The following is a 17,937-nucleotide window of genomic DNA, read 5'->3' as shown; positions in this document are numbered from 1 at the left end:
CCGTTACCGCTCCCTGCTGTCCGGGAAACCAGACGTCCCCGCGTGTCGCGCATAAAAGTCCCCTCCGGATGGACTATTCCCCCGCGTATTACAGGGGGATCGGTCCATAAGGCGGGGAGTTGCCTCCCTGGAGAGCGGCTTGGCGGCGCCTAGCGGAGCAGTTCCACGTCCGAGACAAGCTCGATGTGCGCCAGCATGGCGTCTGCGGCCGCTTCCGGATCCTGGGCACGGACGGCATCGGCGATCTTCCGGTGCGACGCCAGGGACTGCTCCGGCCGGCCGGGCTGGCCCAGGGACTCCATCCGGGTTTCCAGGATCATTTCGGCAATGAAGGCCATTAACTGTGCCAGGACGGAGGAGTGCGCGGCCGCGGTGATGGCCTGGTGGAACAGTTCATCGCCGTGGGTGCCGCGGTCGCCGTCGTTGATTTCCTTGGCCATGACGTCCAGGGCGTTGTCGATGGCGGCCAGGTCCTGGTCGGTCCGGCGCTCCGCGGCGAGGGCGGCAAGCTTTACTTCCAGGGTGCTGCGCGCTTCCACGATCTCCGGCAGCCGGCTCTGATGCTCGCGCAGGCCCTTGATGACCGACGCCACGCTGGGCCGCCGGGCCAGGACCGCACCGGTTCCGTGCTGGACGTCGATGACGCCAAGCACCTCCAAGGCCACCAGGGCCTGTGCCAATGTTGCCCGGGAGACCCCCAGCCTTTCGGCAAGGTCGCGTTCCGCCGGCAGGAGATCCCCGGGGCGAAGCTGGGCCGACTCGATGTAGGCGAGGATCTGCTCCACCAGCTGCTCATACAGCCGTGGCCGCGTGACGCGTTCCAGGCCCAGCCGTGCTGTCTTCTCCACAAAGCCCTCCCTTGGGTCGTACGGAACAGAATACCTCCTCGTTCTATTGACAGATAGACTCACTGTCTAAGAGGCTAGTCCAGTGAGCCAGTAACTCACCTCACATTCTTCTTCCCCCAATGGAGGACCAACGATGTCCGCTCCTGTCCTATCGATCATCATCCTCGCGGCGATGTTCCTGCTCGCCACCGTCCTGCCCCTCAACATGGGCGCCCTCGCCTTCGTGGGCGCGTTCCTGCTCGGCGCCGTGGTGCTGGGCATGTCCACCAACGAGATCCTGGCCAACTTTCCCGGCGGCCTCTTCCTCACGATCGTCGGCGTCACCTACCTGTTCGCCATCGCGCAGAACAACGGCACCATCGATCTGCTGGTCCGCGGCGCCGTCCGCCTGGTGGGCAGCCGCGTGGCCCTCATCCCGTGGGTCATGTTCGCCATCACCGCCGTCATCACGGCCGTGGGCGCCCTGTCTCCCGCCGCCGTCGCCATCATTGCCCCCATCGCCCTGAGCTTCGCCGGCAAGTACAAGATCAGCCCGCTGCTGATGGGCATGATGGTGATCCACGGGGCGCAGGCGGGCGGCTTCTCGCCCATTGCCGTCTACGGCGTCACCGTCAACGGCATCCTGGCCAAGACCGACCTTGCCTTCAGCCCCACCGCGCTCTTCCTGTCGAGCTTCATTTTCAACCTGGTCATCGCCCTGGTGCTCTTCGTGGTCCTGGGCGGACGGAACCTCCTGTCCTCCAAGGTGGGCCACTTCGTGGAGCAGGCGGCTGAGGCCAGGATGGCCGTCAGCGTCGGCGCCAAGGCTGGCACGGACGTCCCCTTCAAGGGCTTCGGATCGGGCATGTACGGTCCCCGGGACCCCGCGGGCGACGGCGTCGCAGCCACCAGGGAACGCAAAGAGCGGATTCCCCAGCTGGTCACCATCGCCGGCTTGATTGCCCTGGCCGTCGTGGCACTTGGCTTCAAGATGGACGTCGGCTTCGTGTCCATCACCATCGCCATCGTGCTGGCCCTGGTGTCACCCGCAGCCCAGAAGGGCGCCATCAACAAGATCAGCTGGTCCACCGTGCTGCTGATCTGCGGCATGCTGACCTTCGTGGGCGTGCTGGAGGAAGCCGGCACCATCGAATTCGTCTCCAACGGCGTGGCCGGCATGGGCATGCCGCTGCTGGCAGCCCTCCTCATCTGCTTCATCGGCGCCGTAGTATCCGCTTTCGCCTCCTCCACCGCCATCCTGGCCGCCCTCATCCCGCTCGCCGTTCCGTTCCTCTCCACCGGCGAGATCGGTGCAGTCGGCGTCATCTGCGCCCTGGCGGTGTCCGCCACCATCGTGGACGTCTCACCGTTCTCCACCAACGGCGCCCTGGTCCTGGCCAACGCCCCGGAAGGCGTGGATAAGGACCAGTTCTACAAGCGGATCCTCGGTTACAGCGGCATCGTCATCGTGGCCGGCCCCGTCCTGGCGTGGCTGGCGCTGGTGGTGCCCGGCTGGCTCTAGCCGCAGCTGCACCCGCCGGCGTTCCGCCACCCGTTCCAGAAAGGAAACCCAGACCATGAGCACCGAAAACCGCCAAGGCCCGCTGGCCGGGCACACCGTCGTCGACCTCAGCCGCGCGCTGGCCGGACCCCACGCAGGCATGATGCTGGCGGACCTCGGGGCCCGTGTCATCAAAGTGGAAAACCCGGGAACCGGTGACGACACCCGCGGGTGGGGGCCGCCCTTCGTCGGCCCGGAAGACGGCCTCCAGTCCACCTACTTCATGTCCTGCAACCGCAACAAGGAATCCATCAGCCTGGACCTGAAGAGCGGCGACGGGCAGGCGGTGCTCCGCGGCCTGCTGGAGCGGGCGGACGTGGTGATCGAGAACTTCCGCCCCGGGGTCATGGACCGGCTGGGCTTCTCCACCGCGGCTATGCATGAGCTCAACCCGCGGCTGGTGATCCTCTCCATCACGGGCTTTGGCCACGACGGACCCGAGTCCCAGCGCAGCGGCTACGACCAGATCCTGCAGGGCGAGGCGGGGCTCATGTCCCTCACCGGGTCCGGCCCGGACGACCCCCAGCGCGTCGGTGTCCCGATCGCAGACCTGCTCTCCGGCATGAACGGGGCATTCGGCGTGCTGGCCGCGCTGGTGGAACGCGAGCGGACCGGCCACGGCAAGGTGGTGCGCACTTCGCTGCTGGCCTCGCTGATCGGCGTCCATGCCTTCCAGGGCACCAGGACCACGGTTGCCGGCGAAGTACCGCAGGCCCAGGGCAACCACCACCCTTCCATCGCACCCTACGGCCTGTTCAACTGCAAGGACGGGAGCGTGCAGATCAGCGTGGGCAGCGAGAAGCTGTGGCAGTCCTTTGCATCGGCCTTCGGCCTGGACCCCGCTGCGCCAGGCTTTGCCAGCAACGCCGAAAGGGTGCGGAACCGCGTAGGGGTGATTGCCGCCGTCGAACGTGCCTTCGCCGGCTATGGCGCGGTGGAGCTGCTGGAAAAACTGAACGACGCCGGGATCCCGGCAGGGAAGGTCCGCTCGCTTGACGAGGTGTACGCCTGGGAACAGGTGGCGTCCCAGGGGCTCGTGGTGGATGTGGATCACCCGCTGCTCGGAAAGGTGAGCCTGCCCGGCCCGCCGCTGCGGTTCTTCGCCCCCGGGGACGCAGCCGAAACCACCCTGACTGAGCACGATGCACCACCGCTGCTGGACGAGGACGGTCCGGCGATCCGCGAGTGGCTGGGCCTGGCATCTGCAACGGCCGGGGCGAAATAACATGCCGGTGAAGGAAAAGGTGCGGCACCTGAACGCAACCGAACTCCTGGACGCCGTGGTGGACGCGGGGTCGTTCGTCTCCTGGGACACAGAACCGGAACAGCTGGACGTGTCCGAGGAGTACGCCCAGGACCTGGCCAAGGCGCGCGAACGCAGTGGCGCCGATGAGTCGGTGATCACCGGGGCCGGCCTCATCCGCGGCCGCCGCGTGGCGCTGATCGTCAGCGAATTCTCCTTCCTGGCAGGTTCCATCGGCCACGCCGCGGCACAACGGATCGTTGCCGCCGTCGAACGTGCGACCGCCGAGGGGCTGCCCCTGCTGGCCGGGCCTGCATCCGGGGGAACCCGGATGCAGGAAGGGACGCTCGCGTTCCTGTCCATGGTGAAGATCACCGGCGCTGTCCGGGCGCACCGCCAGGCCGGCCTGCCGTACCTCGTCTACCTGCGGCACCCCACCACCGGCGGCGTCATGGCCTCCTGGGGTTCTTTGGGGCATGTCAACGTGGCCGAGCCGGGAGCACTGCTGGGATTCCTCGGTCCCCGGGTTTATGAGGCGCTGTACGGGGAGGCGTTCCCCGAAAATGTGCAGGTGGCGGAAAACCTCTTCAACAAGGGGCTCATCGACGGCGTGGTGGAACCGGGCCAGTTGGCCGACCTGGTGGGGCGGGCGCTGGACATCCTGACGCCTGCGGCAGCAGCTGCCGCCGGCTCTATCGCATCGGTGCCCGTGCCGGCCACGCTGTCGGTGCGGCCGGCCGACGTGGACGCCTGGGCGTCCATCGGGATCTCCCGCCGGCCGCGGCGGCCCGACCTGCGCCAGCTGCTGAAGTTCGGCGCCACGGATGCCCTTCCCCTGAACGGGACCGGGCAGGGGGAGAAGGACCCCGGGTTGCTGCTGGCGCTGGCGCGCTTTGGCACCCGGTCATGCATCGTGCTGGGCCACGCCCGCCCGCTGCGGAAGGACGCCGCGGGAATGGGGCCGGGTTCACTGCGTGAGGCGCGCCGCGGCATGAAGCTGGCGGAGGAACTGCGGCTGCCGCTGCTCACCGTTATTGACACCGCCGGGGCCGCGTTGTCGCAGGAGGCGGAGGAGGGCGGACTTGCCGGGGAAATTGCCCGCTCCCTGCATGAGCTGATCGGCCTGGAATCGCCGTCGGTTTCCGTGCTGCTTGGCCAGGGGGCCGGCGGAGGAGCGCTGGCGCTGCTGCCCGCGGACAGGACTATTGCTGCCCAGCACAGCTGGCTCTCGCCGCTGCCTCCCGAGGGTGCCAGTGCCATTGTGCACCGGACCACCGGGTTCGCCCCGGCCATGGCCCAGGCGCAGGGCGTGAACGTCGCCGCGCTGTATGGGCACGGCCTGGTGGACCACATCGTGGATGAGCGGGATGATGCTTCGCTGGAGCCACGCCAATTCTGCACCCGGATGGCCCGGGCCATCGAGTATGAACTCGGCGCGGTGGCCGGCATTCCGGTGCCGGAACTCGTGGTTGCCAGGGCCCGGAAGTTCGCAAGCCTCGGCGTCTGCTGACGGGCGGGCGCTTAATGGTGCCAAGCAAGGAGACGCCGGAGCTCTGGTCCCGGCGTCTCCTACGGCCGGTCCGGTATGTACACGGCCATGAGGACGCCAGTGGCAGTGGAGGTGGCTTCGAGGAGCCTCAGCGGTGTTTTGGTGCCGCCGGCGAAGAGTTGTTGTCCGCTGCCCAGTACCAGGGGGTGGATCATGAGCAGGTACTCGTCGATTTGATCGGCTGCCATGAGCGTGCGGATCAGCACTCCGCTGCCCATGATCACGAGGTTCGCCGGAGAGGTTTCCCGTAGTTCCTTCACCGCCGCGGGAACATCACCGTGAAGGAGGGTTGAATTCGGCCATTCAAGCTTCAGATCCGGGTCCCCGGAGGCGACGTATTTGGGCGTGCTGTTCAAGGCGTCCTTGAAGGGGCCTCCCTGGGCGTTCCAGGACTCCAGGAGCTGCATGTAGGTGCGCCGCCCGAAGAGGAAGGCATGGTCGGCACCCATCCGTTCGCCCATCTTCTGGACTGTTGCCTCGTCGGCATACGGAACCGCCCACCCGCCGTCGGTGAATCCACCCCGTGGATCTTCGTCAGGCCGGCCTGGTCCCTGCATGACGCCGTCGAGCGTCACGTGGTTCACCACGATGACCTTGCCCATTAGCGGTCAGCCTTTCCTAAGGGCCCCTGGCGCCAGCAGGCTAACCTACTTCCGCTGCCGGGTCCTTGCCCTGTGGGCGTTGGAACGGAGCTGCAGGATTCGCGCGCCGCCCGCTACGGCTACCAGCACGCCGCCCGTCACGGCTGCGATGAACAGTGCCATGCCCAACGGGACTGCGCCCTCGAAGCCCAGGAATTTCACCAAGGCCTGTTCCTGGTTCTGCAGGATGAAGACGATCAGCAGGATGAGCAGCACCAAGGCAGCAACCACCGCCGCCCAGATGACTCCGGCGCGGGTGACCTTGCGATCTGCGGTGCCGCCGGCAGCGGGCCCGGGGGCTGTTGCGGTGCCGGATGTTCCCGTTGTTCCGCCCGTTCCCGGTGCGTCCGGTGCGTAGGGCGGGACACCGCCATAGGCTGGTTCGCGGTCTTCTGAGGGCTGAGCTGCGCTCGACGGTGTGGTGTTGACGTCCGGTTCCGGCCGGCGGTCCGGTCCTGGCGTGTACTGTCCTGCGCTCATGCTCGTCCCCTTTCACAAATTGCTAAGCATGCTTATTGTGCAACCATAGCCGTCCGCGTTGCTGCGGCACAACGAACGGTCTCGTGGCCTGCCGTCAAAGGGCTGTTCCGGGTTGGATGGCGAGGGCCGCTTTCAGGACGAAGGGGCCCTCACGTGAGAACCCCTCCTTTGGCACCTGCCCGGGCCGGTTGCGCGGGTCAATTTTGCCCGCGTCATTCCTGCCCGTCAGACCCTCTCCCTGCTCCGTTCGCCGGAGGGAGTGCTGGGCGCAGATGTCCTGCGCCAGCTGGGGAAGGCCCAGAACGTAAATTCCTGTTCCTTGGCCGGCTTCTCTGGAGTTTCCGCAGGGGTTTCCGTTTCCGCTTCAGGCCGGCGCTGGGGTTCTTTCCTGGCGCCCCACCCGAAGTCCTTGCTCGATGCGTAGCACATCACAGACCTCCTTATGGTGACTGCCCTTTAATCGTCCTCCTGAATGGCGGGGGAGTCGATAATGCCAGCAAAGTTTAGAAGGGCGCCTTGAGCATGCAGAGAGGCCACGGCGGGCAGGGCACCGCTCCCAAGAACGGCAGCCGGTGATTCTTTCCTGTCTGTCAGCCGCCGTCCACCATGTCCTGGGCCTCCTGCGGGCGGTGGAACTCGCAAGGCCCCTGATGCCGCAGGGGGAGGAGGCAGGTCCGGCCCGTAGGCAGGTGGACCAGGGCACACCGGCCGGTCATCGCCAGGTCTTCCCTGACATTCGAGTTGCTCATGTCCGGACGTCCGTCGCCTGCCGTCATAGTGGTTTCGGTGCTCGGGGCAGGGTGTTCAACATTCATGGTGGGGCAACTCCTCATCGGGTGGAGGGCGAATGGAGGGTGCTGAAAAGTGCTTTTTCCAGTGTGGGCCGCCGGGGTTACCAGCTGATTAAGCGGGCGTTAGGAGCAGGTCAACAACGTCTGGGGACCAACAAGCGCGTGGCCCCTTAGCAGCCCAGTTGGTGCGCAACCTGCAGAAGGAGGGCTTCGGAACCCATGGGGCCCACCAGTTGGATTCCCATGGGAAGTCCGCTGCGGGGGGCGCCGCCGGTCCAGCGCACGGGAAGGGAGATGGCCGGCAGGCCGCACACATTCACCATTGAGGACCAGGGGGCAAATTCGCACTGTTTCCGGTAGTCGCCGTCGGCATCCCCGGGCCACTGGGCCGACGGCCAGCGCTCAGTGCCGTGCGCAGTGCCGGTAAACCACCCCACCGGCCGCGGCGTCTGCGCCAGCGCAGGCATCAGCATCAGGTCCCACTGTCCGTACTGCACCAGGGTGTCGTGCTGGAACTGCCGCAGGAATGCCAGAGCCTCGGCGAGTTTGGCGGGGCTGCGCTGCTGGGCCCGGCGCCTAAAGGTCCGGGTCAGGGGTGCCAGCAACGCTTCGCGCGATGGGGTGATCCGGGCCGCGCCGACGCCGGCGGTCCAGGCTGTGGTGAAGGCATCCGGGTAGCGGTTGTCGTAGCGGATGGCAGCGTCACTCAAGCTGTGGCCCGCATGTTCCAGGAGGGCTTCGCCGGCATGGAGGGCGTCCAGGGCGTCCCGTTCGGGCGTAAAGGGGAATGTGGCGGACCACGGGCTGTCCAGCGTGACGCCGATCCGAAGCCGTGGCGGCTTCCCTTCTTGCACTGCCCGGAGATACTGGTTTCCCGGTGCCAGGACGTCCATCATCAGTGCGGCGTCCTCGGCGTTGCGGGCGAGAGGGCCCGGCGCCACCAGCCGCGCAGGATCGCCGGCACTTTCCCCGGCTGCCACCAGTCCCCGGCCCGGTTTGAGTCCCACCAGGCCGCATGCAGCTGCGGGGATGCGGACTGAGCCGCCGCCGTCGGTCCCCGGGGCGAAAGGCAGCAGTGCCGCCGCCACGGCAGCGGCACTGCCGCCGGAGGAGCCTCCCGAGCTCCGGCTGGGTGCGTGCGGATTGCGCGACGGCGGCGCCACGCGGTTTTCGCTGTACGCCGTCAGCCCGAATTCAGGCACCTGGGTCTTGCCCAGCGAAACCACGCCGGCCTCCTTGAAGAGGGAGACCAGCGGAGCGTCCGTGGGGGCAGGTTTGTGGTCGAGGGCGGCGCTGCCGTGCGTGGTCACCACACCGGCAACATCGGTCAGGTCCTTGAAGGCAAGCGGCATGCCGTGCAGCGGCGGAAGATGGCCGCTGCCGGCGCGCGCATGCAGGGCATCGGCCGCCCGCGCCTGCTCCATGGCCTGTTCCGCAGTCACGGTGATGAAGGCGCCAAGAAGGGGATTCTGCCGATCGATCCGGGCCAGGAAATGGGCGGCGGCATCCGTGGCGGACACGGTTCCATTCCGTAGGAAGTCCCGCAGGGCCAGCGCGGAGAGCTCATGGAGTTCAGCCACGGAACCGGGATTCCGTGTGGGCTCCGGCGTACCGTTCCGTGTCCGGATCCGCAAGGACCGGGCATGCGGGGACGGCGGCGGGCTGCTGGGACATGGAAACCTCCTTGGGCTTCACCAGCCTAACCCGCTGCTTTCGATGCAGCTGTTCCTGGCGTAAGGAGGCGGAAGGGGGCGGAAGGGCTAGGCTTAAACCTGACTCTGATCCCGCCAAGACAGGACTCCGATGAGTGACTTCGATACCGTCCCCGTGCATGACATTCCCGCTGATGCGGTGATCCTGGACGTCCGTGAGGACTACGAGTGGGTTGCCGGACATGCTGACGGCGCACTCCACATCCCCATGGACCAGATCCCGGCCCGGCTGGACGAGCTCGACCCGGACGAGGACATCTACGTCATCTGCCGGACAGGCGGCCGGTCCTTCCGCGCCGCCCAGTGGCTCACCGGCCAGGGGTATACCGCCATCAACGTCTCCGGTGGGATGGATCAGTGGCTGGAATCCGGCAAGCCATTGGTTTCGGACAACGGACTCAAGCCGTTGGTGCTTTAGTGCCCGGTACTTCCCGCACCTACACCTTCCTGGGGCCGGAAGGTACCTTTACCGAGGCTGCCCTCCTGCAGGTGCCTGACGCCCTCCAGGCAGTCCGCATCCCGGCGTCCAGCGTCCCCGCCGCCCTTGGCAAAGTACGTGACGGGGAGGCCGACGCGGCCATGGTCCCCATCGAGAACTCGGTGGAGGGCGGGGTCTCTGCCACCCTGGACGCCATAGCCACCGGCCAGGAACTGCGGATCATCCGCGAGGTCCTGGTCCCCATCAGCTTTGTCCTGGTGGCCCGGCCTGGGGTGCGGGTGGAGGACATCCGGTATGTTTCCACCCACGGCCACGCCTGGGCGCAGTGCAGGTTGTGGATGGACCAGCACATGTCCCATGCGGAATACGTTCCGGGTTCGTCAACCGCTGCTGCGGCCCTGGGGCTGCTGGAAGAGGACTGCCACTACGACGCGGCCATCTGCGCGCCGCTGGTGGCCAGCACGCATGCGGGGCTGTCCGTGCTGGCGGAGAACATCGGTGACAACCCCGGCGCCGTGACCCGTTTCATCCTGGTCAGCCGGCCGGACGCCCTGCCGGTCCGCACCGGCGCGGACAAAACCACAGTGGTTGTCCCGCTGCCCGAGGACCGTCCCGGGGCGCTGATGGAGATCCTGGACCAGTTCGCCAGCCGCGGGGTGAACCTCAGCCGGATTGAGTCACGGCCCACCGGGCAGTACCTGGGCCACTACTTTTTCAGTATCGACGCCGAAGGCCACGCGGGCGAGGCGAGGGTGGCGGACGCGCTGGCAGGCCTGCACCGGATCAGCCCGGGAACCCGCTTCCTGGGCTCATATGCCAGGGCTGACAAGCAGGAGACACTGGTGCCCGCGCACATCTCGGACGCAGCATTCGCGGCCGCCCAGTCCTGGGTTGAATCCATCCTTGCGGTGGGATCCTTCGCAGGTGAAACCGGTTCCGGAGCTTCGCCCAGAGCGTAGGTAAATGCCTGTTGAAGTACTTCCGTGGGCTGTGGACAATGCGTATGCTTGCTTGATCCACATGGGGTATGGCCCCTGACGAAGGGAGAGGGTCATGACCAGCAGCAGTGACAACGACGGCCAGGGGATGATCGTCAACCCCAAGCCGACGGCCGACAACCAGGACTGGGACGGGGATGATGCGGACCGCGCGGACCGCCTGCGCTTCGAAGAGGAGCAGGCCATGATCCGGGAGCAGTCTGAAGCCCACGCTGCCGCCAAGGCCGCCGCGGACGCGAAGAAGCAAGCCAGCGCCTGACCCACGCGGCGCACCCGGCTTTTGTCACCTCACAGCCCTATCAGCGCGCTGCTTTGGCGCTGCTGCCGTGGACCTCTCGCCTGACCCGGACCACGAGTGACCGCGGCAAAACCTGGACGGTGAGCTGCGTGGCCTCGCCCGACGTGTCGCCGTCGAGCTGCGTGGGCATGGGTTCGGGGCACTTGATGACCACCCTGCCTGACCGGTAGACGGTCATGATGGGCAGCTTGCCGCTGTGCTTGAACATGATTTTCACGTACATCAGCAGCCAGCCCAGGGCGCTGCGGGGGCTCATCACCACCACATCGAGCATGCCGTCGTCGATCATGGCCTGCGGGATGAAGTCGATGCCGCCGGGAACCAGCCCGCAGTTGGCAAAAAGCACGCTGCGGATGTTCCTTATCTGCTCCGGGCTGCCGTCCAGCGCAATGGAAACCTTCTTGCGCCGGCCCGGAAGATGGCGCACGCCCGCCTCGGTGTAAGCAAGCCAGCCCACCGCCCTCTTCAGCCCGGCGTTGGTGTCGGCCAGGACCTCGGCATCCATGCCGATTCCGGCGATCACCAGGAAGACGTGCTCCGAATAGTGGCCTGTCCGGGAATTCTCGATGGCCATCCGTGCGGTGTCGATGTACCGCTGGCGTCCAAACAGGGCTGTCTGGACGTTGCCGTGAAGGTCGTTCACATCCAGGTCCACGTTCCGCGCGAGCAGGTTGCCGGTACCCAGTGGAATCAAACCCAGGGCAACGTCCGTATGCGCCAGGGCCTCCGCCACCACGCGCACCGTGCCGTCCCCACCGCCCACAAGGACGACGTCGGGCTTGCCGGCCAGGGCGGCCTGCATCTGGGAAAAGCCGGGATCATCTGCCGTCGTCTCGAAAAAGACCGGCTCCTCCCAACCGGCTGCCAGGCAGGCGCGCTGGATGATTGCCTTGGCTTCCCCGGCCCGGGCCTTGATCGGGTTGAGGACCACGGCCACCCGCTGTTGGGTCAGCCCCGTGTCGTAGGCTTCCCCTGCCATCGCACTGCGGACATGCAGGGCTTTGAGGCGGCGGACGCCCCACCAGCTGGAGGTGGCGAAGGCAAGCGCCACCGCAATCAGCAGGTAGAGAATCCAGTCGCTCATGGTGGTTCAACAGTAGCCCGGCGCACGGCGGGCGGGCGCACGAAGCCCGCCGCCCGCCGTCGTGCGCTGTATTGGATACCCTTGTCTGGTGATCGACGTAAAAGACCTCAGCGAAAACCCTGACAAGTACCGTGCCAGCCAGCGCGCCCGCGGCGCGGACGAATCAGTGGTGGACGCGATCATCTCCGCGGATTCCGCCCGCCGCGAGGCCCTGCTCCGCTTCGAAAACCTCCGCGCCGAGCAGAACGTGTTCGGCAAGAAGGTGGCGAAGGCCAAGGGCGAGGAGAAGCAGGCCCTGCTGGCGGAGGTCAAAGAGCTGGCCAACTCCGTCAAGGCCGCCTCCGCAGAGGCCGATGCCGCGCAGACCAAGCAGGAAGAGCTCCTGCGCACCATCCCCAACCTCATCGAGGACGGCGTTCCCGAGGGCGGCGAGGATGACTACGTGGTGGTCAAGACCGTCGGCACCCCGCGCGAATTCCCGGACTTCGAGCCCCGCGACCACCTGGAGATCGGCGAGCTGATCGGCGCGATCGACATGGAACGCGGCGCCAAGGTTTCCGGTGCCCGTTTCTACTTCCTCCGTGGCGTCGGCGCACGCCTGGAGATGGCCCTGCTGCAGATGGCCATGGACCAGGCCATCGAAGCAGGCTTCGTCCCGATGATCACCCCCACACTGGTGCGCCCGGAGACCATGCAGGGCACCGGCTTCGACGTAAAGCACGACGCCGAGATCTACCGTCTCGCCGAGGACGACCTTTACCTTGTGGGCACCTCCGAGGTGGCACTTGCCGGGTACCACGCCGACGAAATCCTCGACTTCTCCAACGGTCCGGTCCGCTACGCCGGGCAGAGCTCCTGCTACCGCCGCGAGGCCGGCTCGCACGGCAAGGACACCCGCGGCATCATCCGCGTCCACCAGTTCAACAAGGTGGAGATGTTCATCTACACCACCGTGGAAGAGGCTGCCGCCGAGCACCAGCGCCTGCTGGCCTGGGAAGAGGAGATGCTGGCCAAGTGCGAGCTGCCGTACCGGGTGATCGATACCGCTGCCGGTGACCTTGGCACGTCCGCGGCCCGCAAGTACGACTGCGAGGCGTGGGTTCCCACCCAGGGCGCGTACCGCGAGCTGACCTCCACCTCCAACTGCACCACGTTCCAGGCGCGCCGCCTGAACATCCGTGAGCGCGTGATCAACGCGGAGGGCGTGGCCAAGGGCACCAGGGCCGTTGCCACCTTGAACGGCACCCTGGCCACCACCCGCTGGATCGTGGCGCTGCTGGAGCACCACCAGAACCCGGACGGCTCCGTCAACGTGCCCAAGGCGCTGCAGAAGTACCTGGGCGGCCTCGAGGTCCTGCCGGTCCTCTAGGGTTCCACTTCTTGCCACAGCTCCCCGCCTTGTGGACTATTCCTCCCGTAATGCATGGGGGTCCGGTCCACGGGGCGGGGATTTCTGCGGCTGGATGCCTGCAGCAATGAGCCGTTGGCGCAAGACGTCAGGGGTGGACAAGGTCTTCCAGTCCCACCGGACCACGTTGTAGCCAAGAGCCCGCAGCCGGTCTTCGCGCTTCTTCTCGGCCAGGATCGCTTCCTGCGTGCTTCGTCCGGCGAGCAGGACGTCGTCGAGGTACTTCGCGTCGCCGTCGAACTCGCCAATCACCCGGGCATCAGGCCAGAAGAAGTCCGTGCGCGCGATGAAGCCTTCGTGGTCCTGGATCACGTACTGGAGGACAGGAGCGGGCAGCCCGAGCACGTGCATGAGCGCCCTGCTGCGGGATTCCCCGACGGACTCTGCGGCTACATCCGCCAGGGCCAGCACTTCCTGGATCCTGCGCCGCTTAGCGGCAGAGGCCAGGACGGTTGACGCCTCGGTCAGTTGCTGGCGCGTGAGCCTTCGCCGGGGCGCCTTCCCGGTCCAATTACTGCATCGGCCAGGGCCACTGCATCCGGAAGTTCGAGCCTGACCAGGCAGTTCATGACCGTCTGGGGCAAGGAAGTAACCCAGAAGCCTTGCAGTTGCACTGTCTCGGCCGGCCAGAAGTGGCGGGCCACACCGTAGCTGCGGAGGTGCTCAATGCCCGTTTTCCCCGTCTTCGTATCCGGCGCCGCGGTGGTGGTTGGCGGAAGTCGTCCCGCTTTGTGCGAAGAGTGCGTAATGACGTGGACGTGGGTTGGAACGCCTGGCCCAGGAAGATTCCAAATCCGTAGTGCGGTCAGGTAGCAGAACGTGGTGGACGCATCGACAGCGGCCACTGCAGCCATTGTGATCCGGTACCGCTCCCAGGGCTTGAGCGAAAGCCAGGCGGCTTTCCCGAAGTAGACACCGGCCCGGACCCTGACCAAGGTGCCGTTCTTGTAGCCCCGGCTTAGCGTGCGGCTGTCTCCGGTCATGGCCCGACGCCTGCTGGCCAGGACCAGGACTGCTTCATCCGATTTCATGACTCCATGCTGGGCCGATCGGGCGCATGCGGTGCCGATCAGCATGCCCTATGTGGAAAAGGGCGGCACTTCTCCCCGCGCCGCGGACAAGTCCCCGGATAACGCGGCGGGGACTTGTCTATTACTGGGGGACGACTGCTACAGGGGGACATCTGCGCGACGCAGGCACCCCCGGATGTGGGAACCCGCCGTTTTAACCAACAGTTCAATAAACCTGTGGCCCGCGTCCTAGCGCCTGTCAGTTACGTCTGGTTCACTATGTGGATGACAACGCTGACTGAAACCTCAGTCGCCGGCAACGATGACCGGCGAGACAACAACCAAGACAACAAGGCCAACACCTTCACCGGAGTGGACCGGAAGTTCATGGTCGCGCTGGACGTGGACGGCACCCTGGTGAACCACGACGGCCACATGTCCCCCGGTGTGCGGGAAGCGGCACAGGCCGTGGTGGCCGCCGGACACGAAGTGATGATCGCCACCGGCCGCTCCCTGAACGCCACGCTTCCCATCATCGAGAAGATCGGAATGGAGCGCGGGTACGCCGTCTGCTGCAACGGCGGCGTGACCCTCCGGCTGCACCCTGAACTGGAAAACGGTTACGAGGTGATCCACAAGGCCACCTTCGATCCCGCTCCCGCCCTGCGTGCGCTGCGCGAGCGGCTCCCTTCCGCCAAGTATGCCCTTGAGGACGCCGATGGCAACTTCCTCTCCACCGAGCGGTTCCAGGATGCCAGCTTCGGCGTCGAGGCAGTGGGTGTGGACTTCCACACCATGCTGGAAGCCACCGCCGTGCGCGTGGTGGTCTTCAGCACCGAAAACACACCGGAGGAGTTCACCGAGGCCATCAATCATGTGGGCTTGGCTGGAGTGACCTATTCCGTGGGCTGGACCGCGCCTGGCTGGATATTGCAGCCGCAGGAGTGACCAAGGCCAGCGCCCTGGAAAACCTCCGCGTCCGCCTTGGTTTTGAAGAGCACCTCACTGTAGCTGTCGGCGACGGCCGGAACGACATCGAGATGCTCACCTGGGCGGGCCGCGGGGTGGCCATGGGGCAGGCCCCGGCGGAGGTGGTCGCCGCGGCAGATGAGGTCACCCACTCAGTTCATGACGACGGCGCCGCCCACGTGCTGCGCAGCCTCCTCTAGACAACCTTGGGCGTTGCTCCATCAGATATGGCACCTAAACCCCGGGCGGATTCAAGTGGTGGTCGCAACACGTCCTATGCGGCTGATTCTTCCAGAATTTGCTGGAGGACTTGTGCGGGTGTCTTCCAGCCGAGGGTTTTGCGTAGGCGGCCGTTGAGTCCGGCGGCGGCGTAGTCGAGGTCTTCGGGCGTGACTTTGGTGAGGTCCATGCCTTTGGGGAAGTACTGGCGCAGGAGTCCGTTGGTGTTCTCATTCGTGCCGCGTTGCCAGGGTGAGTGGGGGTCGCAGAAGTAGACGTCCGCTCCGGTGGCGATCCTGACGCGTTCATGAATGCCGACCATCTCCGCGCCCTGGTCCCAGGTCAGGGACCGGCGCAGCTGAGCCGGCAGCGTAGGCAGGGTTTCCTCGATAGCGGCCAGTACCTGCTCGCCGGTGTGCCCGTTGGGCAGGTGCAGGAGCATCACGAAGCGGCTGCTGCGTTCCACGAGTGTTCCGATCGCCCCGGTGCCGGGGGTACCGATGATCAGATCGCCCTCCCAGTGTCCGGGAACAGCCCGGTCATCGGCCTCCGCGGGGCGTTCGCTGATCAGTAACTCTTTCGGGACCCGGGGCTTTCGGTTCCCGGCCCGCCGGTTCGGTTGGCGCACGGCCCGGCCCGTCCGCAGGGCAGCGGTGAGCTCGGCCTTCAGCCCGCCGCGGCCTTGGATATAGATGCACTGATAGATCGTCTCGGGGCTGATGCGCATGCTTTCATCATCGGGGAAATCGATCCGCAGCCGGGCGCTGATCTGTTCGGGGGATAACCGTTCCCGGGCCGTCAGCATCCCGGCAACGTAGAGTGCCAAGGCCTCGTTAACGGCCAGCTTCCGGGTCTTGGGCCTGCGTGCCAGCTTCTGCGCCCGATTCTGCGCCGAGGACGCCAGATAAGGGCGTTGGCCACCGTTGCGGATGTTGCGGCCCAGTTCCCTGCTGATCGACGAGGGGCTCCGGCCCAAACGCCGGCCGATCTCACGCACCCCACACCCGGCCGCCCGCCAGACCGCAATCAGCTCGCGTTCACGGAAGGACAAGTACCGCCGGCAGGCAGGCCTAATTGCAGGATTCACCCCACCATGCTGACGGACGATCACCCGGGCCGCTGACGGAGAAAGACCGGCAGCCTCCGCGGCCAACTCATCAGACGCTCCAGAAGACCTCGCCTCCCAGAAAACCCGAACCACCTCACGCAACACCTCAGGCCGACCAAAACACCCATGACAACACCCCAATCACTCAGGTGTTGCAACGACCCCTTGAACCAGCCCCGGTTTTGGTGACCATATCTGATGGAGCAAACGGGAATTCAAGGCTGCCGGTCAGCCAAGGCAGAATAGGGGCATGACCCTTACGACGTTCGCCCTCGTTCGCCATGGCCAGACCGACTGGAATGCCGAGCGCCGGCTGCAGGGGGCCACGGATATTCCCCTGAACGACGTCGGCCGCGGCCAGGCGAGGGACGCCGTCGCCGTCCTTGCCCCGTACGAATGGGACGCAATCGTCTCCTCGCCCCTGAGCCGTGCCGCGGAAACCGCGGACCTGATTGCCGCGGGGCTGGGACTGTCTGTGTCCCGGCGCGTCCCTGAGCTCACGGAGCGCAGCTTCGGGCCGGCTGAAGGAATGCAGGCCGGCCCGGAGCTGGACGCACTCCGTATTCCCGGTGGATTCAAAGGCGCGGAAAGCGAAGACGAAGCGGCGGACCGGGGCCTGGCCGCACTGGAGGCGCTGGCGGAGGAGTTCCGCGGCCAGCGGCTCCTGGTGGTTACCCACGGCACCCTGCTGCGCGTAAGCCTCAGCCGGGCCATCGGCCAGACCCTGGCCAGCGTGGACAACGCCGTGCTGAACCTGGCGCACCATCACGCCATCGACGGCTGGAAGCTGGAGTACTTCAACGGCGAACCCGTCATGGCGGCAACCGGCAGCTAGGGCGTATCAGCCCAGCAGGCCGTAAAAGACGGCAAAGGCCCGCAGGCTACTGGGCCGCGAGGATCAGCGCCAGCAGCCTGGCAGCTGCCGGCCGGGCGGCATGTTCCTCATTCCACTGCGCCCGTGCCACGGCCTTGCTGACGGCCTGCGTGGTGATGCCCAGTTCCTGTGCCACCGCTTTTTGCTGCCCCCGGACGCCGGGGGTCAGCAGGTCCAGCACCCGCCATTCCGCCTCTGACCGGTCCCGCACAATATGGCCGAGCAACCGGAGAATGGCCTCTGCGTCATGGGCAACATCCGCCAGCGGCCCTTCCACGGCAATCGGGACCCGCTCCTTGCTGCTGCGGAGCCGGTCCACCGCCCGGCGTGCATAGACCAAACCATGGCCGGACGCGTCCTTGATCTGGTTTGGCAGTGGCTCGTTCACTGGGCCCGCACCAATTCCCACGTACCAGTGCCCGCTGCGCAGCGCGATCAGGGCTGCATCCACGGCCTGGTGCGGGCACTCGACGATGCCCTGGACTTCGTCCTCCACCGACCTGTCAAAATCCAGGCGCGCAGGGATATGCCGCAATGCCTTGAGCAGTTGCGGGACCTGGTCGCCGTCGCGCCGGCTGTCCGTCTGGTTGATGGTCAATGTGAACATTCTGGGTCCACACTACCCGGAAGTAGGAATTGCGAAACGGCCGGTAATGCAGGGCCGCGCTGCCCCATTCCAGAAACGGGAGAGGGCCCGCGTCACGTGGACGCGGACCCTCAACCGTG

Annotated in this window: 18 protein-coding genes and 1 pseudogene; 9 read left to right on the top strand and 10 right to left on the bottom strand. The window is 66.3% G+C overall.

Annotated elements, in window-relative coordinates:
* Positions 1 to 149: 149 nt before the first annotated feature.
* Positions 150 to 848, bottom strand: coding sequence for a FadR/GntR family transcriptional regulator (locus QFZ60_RS19525; RefSeq protein WP_307092625.1), 699 nt, complete (start codon positions 846 to 848; stop codon positions 150 to 152).
* A gap of 133 nt (positions 849 to 981) precedes the next feature.
* On the opposite strand from QFZ60_RS19525, the gene QFZ60_RS19520 reads away from it, so the two are divergent.
* Genes QFZ60_RS19520 through QFZ60_RS19510 form a run of 3 tightly spaced genes read left to right on the top strand, consistent with a single transcriptional unit; the run spans position 982 to position 5,141 of the window.
* The gene (locus tag QFZ60_RS19520) at positions 982 to 2,349 is read left to right on the top strand and encodes an SLC13 family permease (RefSeq protein ID WP_307092623.1); all 1,368 of its coding nucleotides are present in this window, start codon (positions 982 to 984) and stop codon (positions 2,347 to 2,349) included.
* A 55-nt stretch (positions 2,350 to 2,404) separates the two neighbouring features.
* Positions 2,405 to 3,613, top strand: coding sequence for a CaiB/BaiF CoA-transferase family protein (locus tag QFZ60_RS19515; protein WP_307092622.1), 1,209 nt, complete (start codon positions 2,405 to 2,407; stop codon positions 3,611 to 3,613).
* Position 3,614: 1 nt separating this feature from the next.
* On the top strand, positions 3,615 to 5,141 hold the full coding sequence (locus tag QFZ60_RS19510; RefSeq protein ID WP_307092621.1) for a carboxyl transferase domain-containing protein: 1,527 nt from the start codon (positions 3,615 to 3,617) through the stop codon (positions 5,139 to 5,141).
* 59 nt (positions 5,142 to 5,200) lie between these two features.
* Here the strand turns inward: QFZ60_RS19510 and QFZ60_RS19505 are convergent, their stop codons facing one another.
* The 4 genes from QFZ60_RS19505 to QFZ60_RS19490 form a co-directional block, all read right to left on the bottom strand.
* Positions 5,201 to 5,782, bottom strand: a complete 582-nt coding sequence (locus tag QFZ60_RS19505) for a dihydrofolate reductase family protein (RefSeq protein WP_307092620.1) — start codon at positions 5,780 to 5,782, stop codon at positions 5,201 to 5,203.
* 45 nt (positions 5,783 to 5,827) lie between these two features.
* A complete protein-coding gene (locus QFZ60_RS19500) occupies positions 5,828 to 6,301 on the bottom strand; it encodes a lipopolysaccharide assembly LapA domain-containing protein (RefSeq protein ID WP_307092619.1) in 474 nt (157 codons plus the stop codon).
* 590 nt (positions 6,302 to 6,891) lie between these two features.
* Complete coding sequence (locus tag QFZ60_RS19495; RefSeq protein WP_307092617.1) at positions 6,892 to 7,116, bottom strand: hypothetical protein; 225 nt, start codon at positions 7,114 to 7,116, stop codon at positions 6,892 to 6,894.
* A 146-nt stretch (positions 7,117 to 7,262) separates the two neighbouring features.
* Positions 7,263 to 8,672: an amidase gene (locus tag QFZ60_RS19490; protein WP_307092615.1), complete on the bottom strand. Its 1,410-nt coding sequence runs from the start codon at positions 8,670 to 8,672 to the stop codon at positions 7,263 to 7,265.
* Positions 8,673 to 8,895: 223 nt separating this feature from the next.
* Between QFZ60_RS19490 and QFZ60_RS19485 the strand changes: the two genes are divergently transcribed.
* From QFZ60_RS19485 to QFZ60_RS19475, 3 genes are all read left to right on the top strand, one after another.
* Positions 8,896 to 9,222 carry a rhodanese-like domain-containing protein gene (locus QFZ60_RS19485; RefSeq protein WP_307092614.1) on the top strand — a complete coding sequence of 109 codons (327 nt, stop codon included), beginning with the start codon at positions 8,896 to 8,898 and terminating at the stop codon, positions 9,220 to 9,222.
* Complete coding sequence (gene pheA, locus QFZ60_RS19480) at positions 9,222 to 10,202, top strand: prephenate dehydratase (RefSeq protein WP_307092613.1); 981 nt, start codon at positions 9,222 to 9,224, stop codon at positions 10,200 to 10,202. Before QFZ60_RS19485 ends, pheA begins: the two co-directional genes overlap by 1 nt.
* 94 nt (positions 10,203 to 10,296) lie before the next feature.
* Positions 10,297 to 10,500 carry a hypothetical protein gene (locus QFZ60_RS19475; protein ID WP_307092612.1) on the top strand — a complete coding sequence of 68 codons (204 nt, stop codon included), beginning with the start codon at positions 10,297 to 10,299 and terminating at the stop codon, positions 10,498 to 10,500.
* 40 nt (positions 10,501 to 10,540) lie between these two features.
* On the opposite strand, the gene QFZ60_RS19470 is transcribed toward QFZ60_RS19475, so the two are convergent.
* The gene (locus QFZ60_RS19470; RefSeq protein ID WP_307092611.1) at positions 10,541 to 11,623 is read right to left on the bottom strand and encodes a diacylglycerol kinase family protein; all 1,083 of its coding nucleotides are present in this window, start codon (positions 11,621 to 11,623) and stop codon (positions 10,541 to 10,543) included.
* A gap of 88 nt (positions 11,624 to 11,711) precedes the next feature.
* Between QFZ60_RS19470 and serS the strand changes: the two genes are divergently transcribed.
* Positions 11,712 to 12,992 carry a serine--tRNA ligase gene (gene serS, locus QFZ60_RS19465; RefSeq protein ID WP_307092608.1) on the top strand — a complete coding sequence of 427 codons (1,281 nt, stop codon included), beginning with the start codon at positions 11,712 to 11,714 and terminating at the stop codon, positions 12,990 to 12,992.
* Between the two features lie 36 nt (positions 12,993 to 13,028).
* Here the strand turns inward: serS and QFZ60_RS19460 are convergent, their stop codons facing one another.
* Positions 13,029 to 13,442 (bottom strand): hypothetical protein, encoded by a 414-nt coding sequence (locus QFZ60_RS19460; protein ID WP_307092606.1) that lies wholly within the window; start codon positions 13,440 to 13,442, stop codon positions 13,029 to 13,031.
* Between the two features lie 53 nt (positions 13,443 to 13,495).
* The gene (locus tag QFZ60_RS19455; RefSeq protein ID WP_307092605.1) at positions 13,496 to 14,062 is read right to left on the bottom strand and encodes a hypothetical protein; all 567 of its coding nucleotides are present in this window, start codon (positions 14,060 to 14,062) and stop codon (positions 13,496 to 13,498) included.
* A 264-nt stretch (positions 14,063 to 14,326) separates the two neighbouring features.
* Here QFZ60_RS19455 and QFZ60_RS19450 point away from each other — a divergent pair.
* Positions 14,327 to 15,210, top strand: a pseudogene (locus QFZ60_RS19450) (HAD family hydrolase).
* Positions 15,211 to 15,284: 74 nt separating this feature from the next.
* On the opposite strand, the gene QFZ60_RS19445 reads toward QFZ60_RS19450, so the two are convergent.
* On the bottom strand, positions 15,285 to 16,478 hold the full coding sequence (locus QFZ60_RS19445) for an IS30 family transposase (protein WP_307092603.1): 1,194 nt from the start codon (positions 16,476 to 16,478) through the stop codon (positions 15,285 to 15,287).
* Between the two features lie 109 nt (positions 16,479 to 16,587).
* Here QFZ60_RS19445 and QFZ60_RS19440 point away from each other — a divergent pair, with 109 nt between their 5' ends.
* Positions 16,588 to 17,172: a histidine phosphatase family protein gene (locus QFZ60_RS19440; RefSeq protein ID WP_307092601.1), complete on the top strand. Its 585-nt coding sequence runs from the start codon at positions 16,588 to 16,590 to the stop codon at positions 17,170 to 17,172.
* Positions 17,173 to 17,218: 46 nt separating this feature from the next.
* Here QFZ60_RS19440 and QFZ60_RS19435 read toward each other — a convergent pair whose 3' ends face one another.
* Complete coding sequence (locus tag QFZ60_RS19435; protein WP_307092599.1) at positions 17,219 to 17,818, bottom strand: hypothetical protein; 600 nt, start codon at positions 17,816 to 17,818, stop codon at positions 17,219 to 17,221.
* Between the last annotated feature and the right edge of the window lie 119 nt (positions 17,819 to 17,937).

Source organism: Arthrobacter sp. B2I5, assembly GCF_030816735.1.
GTDB lineage: Bacteria > Actinomycetota > Actinomycetes > Actinomycetales > Micrococcaceae > Arthrobacter.
The sequence above is the reverse complement of the archived record's forward strand: the minus strand, read 5'-3'. Positions and strand labels throughout refer to the sequence as shown.

Excerpts from the sequence above, each read along its gene's own strand:
- QFZ60_RS19520 (WP_307092623.1), top strand. The coding sequence starts at position 982 with ATGTCCGCTCCTGTCCTATCGATCATCATCCTCGCGGCGATGTTCCTG.
- QFZ60_RS19515 (WP_307092622.1), top strand. The coding sequence starts at position 2,405 with ATGAGCACCGAAAACCGCCAAGGCCCGCTGGCCGGGCACACCGTCGTC.
- QFZ60_RS19510 (WP_307092621.1), top strand. The coding sequence starts at position 3,615 with ATGCCGGTGAAGGAAAAGGTGCGGCACCTGAACGCAACCGAACTCCTG.
- QFZ60_RS19505 (WP_307092620.1), bottom strand. The coding sequence starts at position 5,782 with ATGGGCAAGGTCATCGTGGTGAACCACGTGACGCTCGACGGCGTCATG.
- QFZ60_RS19500 (WP_307092619.1), bottom strand. The coding sequence starts at position 6,301 with ATGAGCGCAGGACAGTACACGCCAGGACCGGACCGCCGGCCGGAACCG.
- QFZ60_RS19495 (WP_307092617.1), bottom strand. The coding sequence starts at position 7,116 with ATGAATGTTGAACACCCTGCCCCGAGCACCGAAACCACTATGACGGCA.
- QFZ60_RS19485 (WP_307092614.1), top strand. The coding sequence starts at position 8,896 with ATGAGTGACTTCGATACCGTCCCCGTGCATGACATTCCCGCTGATGCG.
- QFZ60_RS19475 (WP_307092612.1), top strand. The coding sequence starts at position 10,297 with ATGACCAGCAGCAGTGACAACGACGGCCAGGGGATGATCGTCAACCCC.
- QFZ60_RS19470 (WP_307092611.1), bottom strand. The coding sequence starts at position 11,623 with ATGAGCGACTGGATTCTCTACCTGCTGATTGCGGTGGCGCTTGCCTTC.
- QFZ60_RS19455 (WP_307092605.1), bottom strand. The coding sequence starts at position 14,062 with ATGAAATCGGATGAAGCAGTCCTGGTCCTGGCCAGCAGGCGTCGGGCC.
- QFZ60_RS19440 (WP_307092601.1), top strand. The coding sequence starts at position 16,588 with ATGACCCTTACGACGTTCGCCCTCGTTCGCCATGGCCAGACCGACTGG.
- QFZ60_RS19435 (WP_307092599.1), bottom strand. The coding sequence starts at position 17,818 with ATGTTCACATTGACCATCAACCAGACGGACAGCCGGCGCGACGGCGAC.